We start from the raw sequence: 12338 nt of genomic DNA, 5'->3' as shown, positions 1-12338 counted from the left end.
GCATGGGCGTGCGAGAGCGCGGTCTTGGCACGGCCGTCGGCGGTGGTCAGGACCTCCACCGCCATCTCGGCGAGCGTCGGCGTCACAGCGCGCGGGCCGCGGCGAGGACCTCCTCCGCGTGACCCTGCACCTTCACCTTCGGCCAGATGCGCGCGATCCGGCCCGCCCCGTCGATCAGGAAGGTCGTCCGTTCGATGCCCATATAGGTCTTGCCGTACATGCTCTTCTCCACCCAGACACGGTAGCGTTCGCAGGTATCGCCCTGCTCGTCCGAAGCGAGGATCACGCCGAGCCCATGTTTCCGGCAGAACTTGTCGTGGGCCTTCACGCTGTCCTTAGAGATGCCGACCACGACGGTGCCCGCCGCCGCGAACTCGGGCCCGAGCCGGGTGAAGTCGAGCGCCTCCGTCGTGCAGCCGGGGGTGTCGTCCTTCGGGTAGAAGTAAAGGACGATCTTCCGCGGCGCGAGCGCGGACAGCGTCACGGACGCGCCACCGTCGCGGGGCAGGGTGAAATCGGGTGCGGCATCGCCTTCGTTGAGCATCTCTTCGCCATCCTCTCGTTCCAGCGGGCTTTCCGTGTTTTACTCGGGCCTTGGCAAAGATAAAGGGAGGCCGGGCGCCCGCCGCAAGGCGAGAACACAACCGGGCGCGTCCGAGGCAGGGCAGGGGCATGAGCGAGAGCGAGGACAGGTCGGGCGAGGCGGCGGTCGCGCCGCAGCACGTTCGCCATCCCGGCATCTGGTTCGGGGTCGCGCTCGTCGCCGTGCTGATCCTCGCCAACATCGCGCTCGGGCTCACCGGAAAGGTCATCCCGGCGCCGCGCTGGGTGGTCGAGCGGGTGGAGGAGCGGGCCAATGCCGCGCTCGCGGGGGTGGCCTCGACCCGCGTCGGCGGCGTCGAACTGGTGGTGGACCGCAATTTCGTGCCGCACGTCCGGCTGCGGGCGGTGGAGCTTTTCGGCCCCGGCGGGCGGCGGATCGCGCTCCTGCCCGAGCTCCGGACGACGCTGAAGGCGCAGCCCGTCCTGCGCGGCAAGCTCGAACCCCGCAGCGTGTCGATCGTCGGCGCGCAGGTCGCCCTGCGGCGGCTTCAGGACGGCAGTCTCGACGTGGCGCTTGGCCAGGAAGGGACCGGCGCCGCCGCGGCGCTGGAGCCGGCCGAGATCGTCGGCGCGATCGACCGCGCCTTCGAGGCGCCGGCGTTGCGGGGCATCGAGGAAATCTCCATCGAAAGTCTTGACCTCACGCTGCGCGACGACCGCTCGGGCCAGAGCTGGGCGGCGGCGGGCGGTTGGCTGACGCTCGACCAGGACGCGCGCGAGCTTGCGATCGACCTCGGCTTCGCGCTTGAGGAGGCGGGACAGCCGAGGGGCCGCGCCGAGATTGCCTTTGCCTCGATGAAGGGGTCGCCCGAGGCCAGGGTGTCGATGCGCGTCGCAGATGTATCGGCGCGCGACCTTGCCGCGCAGTCGCCCGCGCTCGCCTGGCTCGGCGCGCTCGACGCGCCGATCTCGGGCGCGCTGCAAAGCGGAATATCGGCCGACGGGAGCTATGCGACGCTCGACGGGTCGCTGGAGATCGGTGCCGGCGCGCTGCAACCCACGCCGGGCACCAATCCGGTGCGCTTCGACCGCGCCCGGTTCGAACTGAGCTACGACCCGGCGGCGGCGGCGCTGCGGTTCTCCGACATCGTGGTCGACAGCCCGGCGCTGAAGGTGCGGGCCTCGGCCAAGGCCTGGCTGAAGGATTTCGCCGGCGCCTTTCCGACTTCGCTCGTCGGGCAGATTGCGATCACGGGCCTCGAGGCCGATCCGGAGGGCGTCTTCGCCGACCCGGTCGCGCTCAACCAGGGCGCGCTCGACTTCCGGCTGGGGCTCGATCCGTTCCGGCTCGACCTCGGCCAGCTCGTCCTCCTCGACGGTGGCCAGAAGATCACGGCCCGGGGGCAGTTCGCGGCCGCACCGGCGGGCTGGGAGGTTTCTCTCGACGCCGGGATGGATGCGATCACGAGTGAGCGGCTGCTTGCGCTCTGGCCGGTGGCGGCGGTCCCGAAGACCCGTACCTGGTTGCAGGAAAACGTCGCGACGAGCGAGCTTTTCGACGTGAACGCCGCCTTCCGCCTGTCGCCCGGCTCCGATCCGCATTTCCACCTCGGCTGGGAGTTCCGCGACACCGAGGTGAGGGTGCTGAGGACGCTTCCGCCGATCGAGGATGGCGCGGGCTATGCCAGCATCGACAACTACACCTATACGCTGGTGGTGGATCGCGGCCATGTGACGCCGCCCGGCGGGGGGATCATCGATGTGACGGGGTCCGTCATGACGATCCCGGACCTGCGCATCAAGCCGGCGCCGGCCCGCTTCACGCTGAAGACGGAGAGCACGATCACCGCCGCGCTGTCGCTTCTCGACGAGAAGCCCTTCGAGTTCCTGAAGAAGGCCGGCCGCCCGGTCGACGTCGCCGAGGGGCGGGCGCGGGCGGTGACGCTGCTCGACCTGACACTCGCCCCGAAGATCCGGCCGCAGGACGTCGGCTATCAGGTGACGGCGGAGCTTCTCGACGTGGCCTCGGACCGCGTCGCACCGGGACGCAGGTTGACGGCCGGGCGGCTCCAGCTCAGGGCCGACCGCGCGGGGCTGGAGATCTGGGGGCCCGCGGTGCTGTCGGAGGTGCCGATGGAGCTCCGCTGGCGGCAGGGCTTCGAACCCGCCGACAAGGGCAGGAGCCGGGCCGAAGGCACGATGGAACTGTCGCCCCGCGCGCTCGACGCCTTCTCCGTGGCGCTGCCGAAGGGGTCGGTCGCAGGGACCGGCAAGGGCCGGTTCACGCTCGACCTCGTGCAGGGCGCGGCCCCTGCCTTCCGCCTGACCTCGGACCTCGCCGGCCTCACGCTCAGGATTCCCGAGATCGGCTGGGCGAAGCCCGCCGCGACCACCGGGGACTTCACGCTCGAAGGCGCGCTTGGCAAGCCCGCGCGGATCGACCGGCTGGCACTGTCCGCCGCGGGACTCGATGTCGAGGGCGCGCTCAGCCTCAAGCCCGACGGCGGGCTTGACGCGATCCGGCTTGACAGCGCCAAGGTCGGCGGCTGGTTCGAGGGAAAGGCCGTCCTGACGGGCCAGGGCAGCGGCCGGCCGATCGCGGTCAGCGTCACGGGCGGGCAGGTCGACCTGCGCCGTGCCACCTTCGGCTCCGCCGAGGGCGGTACGGGGGGCGGCCCTCTGACCGTCGCGCTCGACCGGTTGCGGGTGACCGAGGGCATCGCGCTGACCGGGTTCCGCGGCACGTTCACCACCCGGGGCGGGCTGAGCGGCGAGTTCACCGGGCGCGTGAACGGCGAGACGCCGGTTGAGGGTGGGGTGGTCCCGATGTCGGGCCGCACGGCGGTGCGCGTGCGGTCGGAGGACGCGGGCGCCACGTTCCGCGCGGCGGGTCTTTTCGCCCGCGGAGTGGGCGGACGGCTCGACCTCACGCTGCGCCCGTCCGGCCCCGGACGCGACTACGACGGGACGCTGACGATCCGCCAGTTCCGGGTCACCGGCGTTCCCGCGCTTGCCGAGCTTCTCGACGCGATTTCGGTCGTGGGGCTTCTGACCCAGCTCAACGGCCCGGGGCTTCTCTTCTCCGACGTCTCGGGCGACTTCAGGCTGACGCCGGACGCGGTGGAAATCCGCGACGGATCGGCCATCGGTCCGTCGCTCGGCATCTCGGGCGCCGGCATCTACCGGGCCGCGGGCGCCGTCCTTGACCTGCAGGGCACGATCTCGCCCATCTACATGCTGAACGGCATCGGCCAGATCTTCTCGAAACGGCGCGAGGGCCTCTTCGGCTTCAACTACCGGATGACGGGGCCTGCCGACGACCCCCAGGTTTCCGTCAATCCGCTTTCGATCCTCACGCCGGGGATGTTCCGCGACATCTTCCGGGCCGCGCCGCCGAAACTCGACCGATGAAACTTTCCGACTTCGATTTCGATCTGCCCGAAGGACTGATCGCCACGCGCCCGGTCCGCCCCCGCCCGGCCGCGCGGCTGCTCATTGTGGAGGCGGAGGGCGAGGGCGAAGCGCTCCGCGACCTGCACGTGCGCGACCTGCCGGACCTTCTGGGGCCTGGCGACCGGCTGGTACTGAACGACACCAGGGTCATTCCCGCCCGGCTCGCGGGCACGCGCGAACGGATGACGGGGCAGGGGACGTCAGTGGCCCGGATCGAGGCGACGCTTCTCGAACCGCGTCCCGGGGGGCGTTGGGCGGCGCTCGTGAAGCCGCTGCGCAAGCTGAAGGAGGGCGAGTCGATCCGGTTTTCCGACCGGTTGGAGGCCCGGGTCGAAAGGATCGCGGAGGGGCAGGCCGAGCTTTCGTTCGACCTGACCGGCCCTGCCTTCGATGCCGCGCTGGCCGAGGCGGGGCAGATGCCGCTGCCGCCCTACATCGCCGCGCTTCGCGCTCCGGACGCGCGGGACGCCGAGGACTACCAGACCGTCTTCGCCCGCCGGTCGGGCGCCGTGGCCGCGCCGACTGCCTCGCTGCACTTCGACGAGGCGCTTCTCGCGCGGCTCGCCGCGAAGGGCGTGGCCTTCACCCATGTCACGCTCCATGTCGGCGCCGGCACCTTCCTGCCGGTGAAGGTCGAGGACCTGACGACCCACCGGATGCACGCGGAATGGGGCGAGGTGAGCGAAGAGGCCGCCGCCGCGATCAATGCAACGCGGGCGGCGGGCGGGCGGGTGATTCCGGTCGGCACCACGGCCTTGAGGCTCATCGAGACGGCGGGCGCCTCGGGCGAGGTCCGGCCGTGGCGCGGCCCGACCGACATCTTCATCTACCCCGGCTACCGCTTCCGCGTGACCGACGGGCTGATGACCAACTTCCACCTGCCGAAGTCCACCCTTCTCATGCTCGTCTCGGCGCTGATGGGAAAGGAGCGGATGGCGCGCGCCTATGCCCATGCGATCGCGCAGGGCTACCGCTTCTTCTCCTACGGCGATGCCTCGCTCCTTCTGCCCGGCCGCCGCGAGCGGCTGGCGGAAGGTCGGGGCCGGACCTGACAGCGGCCGAAAAACCTGCCAGATTGGCCCGGCGCGAACGAAAGACCCCTCCGATGCTGACCGTCCTCCGCAATTCCTGGGCCCTCCTGCTCGGCATGATGCTGCTGATGCTCGGCAACGGCATGCAGGGCACGCTCCTGGGTATCCGCGGGGGCATCGAGGGCTTCACCACGACGGAGATGTCCTACGTCATGGCCGCGTATTTCGCGGGCTTCCTCTTCGGCAGCCGGATGACGCCCGAAATGATCCGCCGCGTGGGCCACGTCCGCGTCTTCGCGGCGCTCGGCTCGATGATCTCGGCGGTGCTCATCATGTACGCTGCCGCCCCCGACTGGATCGCCTGGGCGGCGATGCGGGTGCTCATCGGCTTTTCCTTCTCCGGCGTCTACATCACCGCCGAAAGCTGGCTCAACAATGCCTCGACGAACGAGACGCGGGGCCAGGCGCTGTCGCTCTACATGATCATGCAGATGATCGGCATCATCGCGGCGCAGGCGCTGCTGAACTTCGGCGACCCGTCGGGCTACATCCTCTTCGTCATCCCCTCCGTGCTCGTCTCGCTCGCCTTCACGCCGATCCTCCTGACCGCGAGCCAGGCCCCCGCCTTCGAGACGACGAAGCGGCTGAGCTTCGTCGCCCTCTACCGCGCCTCGCCGCTCGGCTGCGTCGGCATGTTCCTGCTCGGCGGGGTCTTCGCCTCGCAGTTCGGCATGTCGGCGGTCTGGGGCACCGCCGAGGGGCTGAACGTGCGCGAGATCTCGATCTTCGTCGCTGCGATCTATGTCGGCGGGCTCGTCTTCCAATATCCGATCGGCTGGGCCTCCGACCGGGTCGGCCGGCGCCCGCTCGTCCTCGGGCTTTCGGCGTTCGGCGGCGTCGTGATGCTCTGGGCGACGGTCTTCGACCTTGGGTTCGGAAGCCTCATCGCGGTGGCCGTGCTGATGGGCGGCATCTCGAACCCGCTCTATTCGCTCCTCGTGGCCTATACCAACGACTTTCTCGACGCCTCGGACATGGCGGCTGCCTCGGCGGGGCTTCTCTTCATCAACGGGCTCGGCGCGATCGGCGGGCCGCTGATCACCGGCCGGATCATGGCCTGGGTCGGACCGAACGGCTATTTCCTCCTCATGGCGGTGCTATTTCTTGCCCTCGCCGGCTACTGCGCCTGGCGGATGACGCGCCGCCGCGTCGCGCTTGGTGCAAGGACCGGGGGCTTCGCGCCGCTTTCGCCCTCGGCGGGTGCCATCGCCGTGGAGGCCGTCATGGAGGCCAAGCAGGATACGGAGGCCACGCCGTCACCGTGACGCTGGCCTTCGCGGCGCCAACCTGCGACGATGGAGTGGTGACAAGCAGGGAGGAGACGATGTCCGAGCCCGAAGCCATCCTCGCATTCTGGTTGCATGATGTCGGCGAGGGCGGCTGGTATGCCGCCGACGACACGACCGACGCCGAGATACGCGACCGCTTCCTGCCGGCCTGGGAGGCCGCCGACCGCGGCGAGCGGGAGTTCTGGCTGAACGGGCCGCGCGGAGCGCTCGCCTACCTCGTCCTCACCGACCAGTTCCCGCGCAACCTCTTCCGCGGCGATCCCCGCGCCTTCGCCACCGACGCCCGCGCCCGGGCCGGAGCGCGCGTGGCGCTGGAGCACGGCTGGGACCTGGCCGTGAAGGAGCCGGAGCGGGTCTTCTTCTACATGCCCTTCGAGCATTCCGAGGACATGGGCGACCAGGAGCTTGCGATCCGGCTCATGGCAGAGCGGATGCCGGGGCATGGTGCCGGATACCACCTGCACGCCCGCGCCCATGCCGAGATCATCCGTCGCTTCGGTCGCTTCCCCTTCCGCAACGCAGCGCTCGGCCGCCGCAACACGGCGGACGAGCAGGTCTTCCTCGATTCGGGCGGGTACGGGCAGATCGTCCAGCAACTTCAGGTGGATAGCGGCTCGCGGTAGTCGTGCGCCAAGGCGGATTGCGCGGCGCGGAAAAATAGTTTAATATTAAACTACATTTTGAGATGGAGGAAGGGCATGGCCGCGAAGGCTTTCGACATGATCGTGATCGGCGCCGGCCCCGGCGGCTATGTCGCCGCGATCCGGGGTGCGCAACTGGGGCTGAACGTCGCCATCGTCGAACGCGAGCATCTTGGCGGCATCTGTCTCAACTGGGGCTGCATCCCGACCAAGGCCCTGCTGCGGTCGGCCGAAGTCTTCCACCTGATGCACCGCGCCAAGGACTTCGGGCTGAAGGCCGATGGCATCGGCTTTGACCTCGCGGCCGTCGTCCAGCGGTCGCGCGGGGTGGCCAAGCAGCTTTCGGGCGGGATCGGCCACCTGATGAAGAAGAACAAGGTCACCGTCTTCATGGGCGAGGCGGTGCTGCCGAAGAAGGGCGTGGTTTCGGTCAAGACCGACAAGGGGACCGAGGAACTGACAGCCAAGGCCATCGTGCTCGCCACCGGCGCGCGGGCGCGCGAACTCCCCGGGCTCGAGGCCGACGGCGACCTCGTCTGGACCTACAAGCACGCCCTGCAACCGAAGCGGATGCCGAAGAAGCTCCTGGTCATCGGCTCGGGCGCCATCGGCATCGAGTTCGCGAGCTTCTTCAACACGCTCGGCGCCGATACCACGGTGGTCGAGGTCATGGACCGCGTCCTGCCGGTCGAGGACGCCGAAATCTCGGCCTTCGCCAAGAAGCAGTTCGTGAAGCAGGGCATGAAGATCATGGAAAAGGCCATGGTCAAGAAGCTCGACCGCAAGCCCGGCACGGGCGTGACCGCCCATATCGAGCGGGACGGCAAGACCGAGACGCAGGATTTCGACACCGTCATCTCCGCCGTAGGCATCGTCGGGAACGTCGAGGGGCTCGGGCTGGAGGCACTCGGCGTGAAGGTCGACCGCACCCATGCGGTGACCGACGAGTATTGCCGTACCGGCGTCGAGGGGCTCTATGCCATCGGCGACGTGGCGGGCGCGCCCTGGCTTGCCCACAAGGCGAGCCACGAGGGCGTCATGGTGGCCGAGCTGATCGCCGGCGGCCATCCGCATCCGATCAAGCCCAACTCAATCGCCGGCTGCACCTACTGCCATCCGCAGGTGGCCTCGGTCGGCCTGACGGAGGCGAAGGCGAAGGAGGCGGGGTATCAGGTGAAGGTCGGCCGCTTCCCCTTCATCGGCAACGGCAAGGCGATCGCGCTCGGCGAGCCCGACGGGATGGTCAAGACGGTGTTCGACGCCAAGACGGGCGAGCTTCTCGGCGCCCACATGGTCGGCGCCGAGGTGACCGAACTGATCCAGGGCTATGTGGTCGGACGCACGCTGGAGACGACCGAGGCCGAGCTGATGGAGACGGTCTTCCCGCACCCGACGCTGAGCGAGATGATGCACGAGGCGGTGCTCGACGCCTACGGCCGCGCGCTTCACATCTGAGCGGGCGGCAGCGTCGCTGCCCCCCCCGGGGGCGGCTCAGCGGCTGATCGCGCCGCCTGCTGCCTGCCAGTCGAAGAGGCCGCCGATGTTGTGCACCTCGCGGTAGCCGAGCGAGGTCAGGACCTGCGCGGCCATCTGGCTGCGACCACCCGAGGCGCAATAGACCGCCACCGGCTTGTCGGTGGAAAGTTCCGGCAGGCATTCCGGGCTCGCGGGGTCGCATTTCATGCGCAGCACCATCAGCGGCACGTGGAGCGCGCCCTGCGCGCGCCCCGTGGCGGCAAGCTCGCCCGGCTCGCGCACGTCGATGAGCGTGAGCTTTCCGGCCCCGGCTCGGGACACGGCCTCGGCGGCGGTCAGGCGCGGGGCGGATTTGAAGAAGTTCAGCATCGGAATCGGCCTCTCGTCGGCGGGTTCGCCCTCATCTGGCGCCGCTCTTCCCCGGCATCAAGGGGGCAACGCGATTTTACATTCAACAAAGTGAATGCATTGCCGATCTGCCACGCGGCTGCGGCAGGCGCCCTCTGCGCGGCACCTGTGGTGGCGCGCCGAGCCCCGGCGGAAAGGTTCCGCTTATGTTCTCACTTTCGGGTTGGAGACTCATCCCTCATGCACTATCTGTTAACCGCTGGACGCGGGGGCAGGCATGGCCGAGCAGAAATTTATCGAGGTGAGGGGCGCGCGCGAGCACAACCTCAAGTCCATTGACGTCGACATCCCGCGCGACAAGCTGACGGTGATCACCGGGCTTTCGGGCTCGGGCAAGTCCTCGCTCGCCTTCGACACGATCTATGCCGAGGGCCAGCGACGCTATGTCGAGAGCTTGTCGGCCTACGCCCGCCAGTTCCTCGACATGATGGGCAAGCCCGATGTCGACCACATCTCGGGGCTCTCGCCGGCCATTTCCATCGAACAGAAGACGACCTCGAAGAACCCGCGTTCGACCGTCGGCACGGTGACGGAGATCTACGACTACCTGCGGCTTCTCTTCGCGCGCGTGGGCACGCCCTACAGCCCCGCGACCGGCAAGCCGATCGAGGCGATGCAGGTGCAGGACATGGTGGACGCGGTGATGGCGATGCCCGAGGGCACGCGCGGCTACCTTCTGGCCCCCATCGTCCGCGACCGTAAGGGCGAGTACCGCAAGGAGTTCCTGGAGCTCCGGAAGCAGGGCTTCCAGCGGGTGAAGGTGGACGGCGCCTTCCATGAGCTCGAGGACCCGCCGACTCTCGACAAGAAGTTCCGCCACGACATTGACGTGGTGGTGGACCGCATCGTCGTGCGCGAGGGGCTGGAGACGCGGCTCGCCGACAGTTTCCGCACCGCGCTGAACCTCGCCGACGGGATCGCGATTCTCGAGACGGCGCCCGCGGAGGGCGAGCCGGAGCGGATCACGTTTTCGGAGAACTTCGCCTGCCCGGTCTCGGGCTTCACCATTCCCGAGATCGAGCCGCGGCTCTTTTCCTTCAACGCGCCCTTCGGCGCCTGTCCGGCCTGTGACGGGCTCGGTGTGGAACTGTTCTTCGACGAGCGCTTGGTGGTGCCCGACGTCACGCTGAAGTTGAAGGACGGGGCGCTCGCGCCCTGGAACAAGTCGAAGTCGCCCTATTTCCTCCAGACCATCGACGCACTCGCCAAGCACTACGGCTTCGACGCGAGGAAGCCCTGGAGGGACCTGTCGGAGAAGGTGCAGAACCTCTTCCTCTACGGCTCGGGCGAGGAGGAGATCCGGTTCCGCTTCGACGAGGGCGGCCGCGTCTACGAGGTGTCGCGGACCTTCGAGGGCGTGATCCCGAACATGGAGCGGCGCTACCGCGAGACCGACAGCGCCTGGGTGCGCGAGGAGTTCGAGCGCTACCAGAACAACCGCCCCTGCCATGCCTGCGGCGGGCACCGTCTGCGCCCCGAGGCGCTCGCGGTGAAGATCGCCGGGCTCCATGTCGGCGAGGTCGTCCAGATGTCGATCAAGGAGGCCCATGGCTGGATCGACACCGTGCCGGAACGGCTTACCAATCAGAAGAACGAGATCGCCCGGCTGATCCTCAAGGAAATCCGCGAGCGGCTGGGATTCCTGAACAACGTCGGGCTCGACTACCTGACGCTCAGCCGGAATGCCGGCACGCTTTCGGGCGGCGAGAGTCAGCGGATCCGGCTGGCGAGCCAGATCGGCTCGGGCCTGACGGGGGTGCTCTATGTCCTCGACGAGCCGTCCATCGGCCTCCACCAGCGCGACAACGACCGGCTTCTCGGCACGCTGAAGTCGCTCCGGGACCAGGGCAACACGGTCCTCGTGGTCGAACACGACGAGGAGGCGGTCCGTGCGGCGGACTATGTGCTCGACATCGGGCCCGGCGCCGGGGTCCATGGCGGGCAGGTCATCGCCCGAGGCACGCCCGAGGAGATCGCCGCCGATGCCGCCTCGCTCACCGGTCAGTATCTGTCAGGCGCGCGCGAGATCGCGGTGCCGAGGTTCCGGCGCGACGGGAACGGCAAGAAGCTGACCGTGGTCAAGGCCACGGGCAACAACCTCAAGGAGATGACGGCGGAGTTCCCGCTCGGCAGGTTCGTCTGCGTGACGGGCGTCTCGGGCGGCGGCAAGTCGACGCTGACCATCGAGACGCTCTACAAGAACGCCGCGATGCGGCTGAACGGCGCGCGCGAGACGCCGGCGCCCTGCGAGACGATCAAGGGCTTCGAGCATCTCGACAAGGTCATCGACATCGACCAGCGCCCGATAGGGCGGACGCCACGCAGCAACCCCGCGACCTATACCGGCGCCTTCACGCCGATCCGCGACTGGTTCGCGGGCCTGCCGGAGGCGAAGGCGCGCGGCTACCAGCCGGGGCGGTTCTCGTTCAACGTCAAGGGCGGCCGATGCGAGGCCTGCCAGGGCGACGGCGTCATCAAGATCGAGATGCACTTCCTGCCCGACGTCTATGTCACCTGCGAGACCTGCAAGGGCCACCGCTACAACCGCGAGACGCTGGAGATCCGCTTCAAGGGCAAGTCGATCGCCGATGTGCTGGAGATGACGGTCGAGGACGCGCAGTCCTTCTTCGCCGCTGTCCCGGCGATCCGCGAGAAGATGGACGCGCTGATGAAGGTCGGGCTCGGCTACATCAAGGTGGGCCAGCAGGCGACCACGCTCTCGGGCGGCGAGGCGCAGCGGGTGAAACTGTCGAAGGAACTCAGCCGCAGGTCCACAGGTCGGACTTTGTACATTCTGGACGAGCCGACGACGGGTCTGCACTTCGAGGATGTTCGAAAACTGCTGGAAGTGCTGCACGAACTTGTGGAGCAGGGCAACTCCGTCGTGGTCATCGAGCACAACCTCGACGTGATCAAGACCGCCGACTGGATCATCGACATCGGCCCCGAGGGAGGCGACGGCGGCGGCGAGATCGTCGCGGTCGGCACACCGGAAGAGGTGGCGCGGATCGAGCGCAGCCATACCGGGCGCTATCTCCGGCAGATGCTGAAGCCGCGCCGCGTGGCCGCCGAATAGCGCTCAGCGACCCGCGTGGCGCAGGATGGCGAGCACGCGGTACGTGCCCGTCTCCACCTTGTAGATGTCGGGGCCGGACTTGTAGTAGCGCCAGGCCCCGTCGACCGGCGGCAGGTCGTAGCGGTCGATGTTGAGGATCATGCTGTGGTCGTAGACCGGAAAGCTGTCGCCGACGGCGAAGTCGGGCGGCGTCTGCTGGCCCGCGGGCACGAAGATGCACTTGCCCGACCGCACGTCGACGCGGCAATTCTGCGCCGTCGCCGGAGCCGCCGTCGCGGCGATCAGGGTCAGGCTGGCAAGCAGTCTCTGCATCGGGACCTCCGGCCACACTCATACGAATGTCCAGATTGGCAGAAGGTTC

At 68.6% G+C, this 12338-nt stretch carries 9 protein-coding genes; 6 read left to right on the top strand and 3 right to left on the bottom strand.

The window, feature by feature from the left end; all coding sequences use genetic code 11:
- Window positions 1-82: 82 nt before the first annotated feature.
- On the bottom strand, window positions 83-544 hold the full coding sequence (locus tag F9K34_RS06715) for a peroxiredoxin (protein ID WP_291336140.1): 462 nt from the start codon (window positions 542-544) through the stop codon (window positions 83-85).
- A gap of 128 nt (window positions 545-672) precedes the next feature.
- Here F9K34_RS06715 and F9K34_RS06710 point away from each other — a divergent pair, with 128 nt between their 5' ends.
- The 5 genes from F9K34_RS06710 to lpdA all read left to right on the top strand — a co-directional run bounded on the left by F9K34_RS06710 (window position 673) and on the right by lpdA (window position 8472).
- Window positions 673-3954: an AsmA-like C-terminal region-containing protein gene (locus F9K34_RS06710; protein ID WP_291336139.1), complete on the top strand. Its 3282-nt coding sequence runs from the start codon at window positions 673-675 to the stop codon at window positions 3952-3954.
- Window positions 3951-5048, top strand: coding sequence for a tRNA preQ1(34) S-adenosylmethionine ribosyltransferase-isomerase QueA (gene queA, locus F9K34_RS06705; RefSeq protein WP_291336138.1), 1098 nt, complete (start codon window positions 3951-3953; stop codon window positions 5046-5048). Before F9K34_RS06710 ends, queA begins: the two co-directional genes overlap by 4 nt.
- A gap of 53 nt (window positions 5049-5101) precedes the next feature.
- Window positions 5102-6352 (top strand): MFS transporter, encoded by a 1251-nt coding sequence (locus F9K34_RS06700; RefSeq protein ID WP_291336137.1) that lies wholly within the window; start codon window positions 5102-5104, stop codon window positions 6350-6352.
- Window positions 6353-6411: 59 nt separating this feature from the next.
- Window positions 6412-6999, top strand: a complete 588-nt coding sequence (locus F9K34_RS06695; RefSeq protein ID WP_291336136.1) for a DUF924 family protein — start codon at window positions 6412-6414, stop codon at window positions 6997-6999.
- 75 nt (window positions 7000-7074) lie between these two features.
- On the top strand, window positions 7075-8472 hold the full coding sequence (lpdA, locus tag F9K34_RS06690; RefSeq protein ID WP_291336135.1) for a dihydrolipoyl dehydrogenase: 1398 nt from the start codon (window positions 7075-7077) through the stop codon (window positions 8470-8472).
- Between the two features lie 36 nt (window positions 8473-8508).
- Here lpdA and F9K34_RS06685 read toward each other — a convergent pair whose 3' ends face one another.
- Window positions 8509-8862 carry a rhodanese-like domain-containing protein gene (locus tag F9K34_RS06685; RefSeq protein ID WP_291336134.1) on the bottom strand — a complete coding sequence of 118 codons (354 nt, stop codon included), beginning with the start codon at window positions 8860-8862 and terminating at the stop codon, window positions 8509-8511.
- Between the two features lie 256 nt (window positions 8863-9118).
- Here F9K34_RS06685 and uvrA point away from each other — a divergent pair, with 256 nt between their 5' ends.
- Window positions 9119-11977 carry an excinuclease ABC subunit UvrA gene (gene uvrA, locus F9K34_RS06680; RefSeq protein ID WP_291336133.1) on the top strand — a complete coding sequence of 953 codons (2859 nt, stop codon included), beginning with the start codon at window positions 9119-9121 and terminating at the stop codon, window positions 11975-11977.
- 3 nt (window positions 11978-11980) lie between these two features.
- On the opposite strand, the gene F9K34_RS06675 is transcribed toward uvrA, so the two are convergent.
- The gene (locus F9K34_RS06675; RefSeq protein ID WP_291336132.1) at window positions 11981-12289 is read right to left on the bottom strand and encodes a hypothetical protein; all 309 of its coding nucleotides are present in this window, start codon (window positions 12287-12289) and stop codon (window positions 11981-11983) included.
- Between the last annotated feature and the right edge of the window lie 49 nt (window positions 12290-12338).

It is taken from the genome of Albidovulum sp. (genome assembly GCF_008933605.1).
Taxonomy (GTDB): Bacteria; Pseudomonadota; Alphaproteobacteria; order Rhodobacterales; family Rhodobacteraceae; genus Albidovulum.
This window is presented reverse-complemented; position numbering and strand designations above follow the sequence as displayed.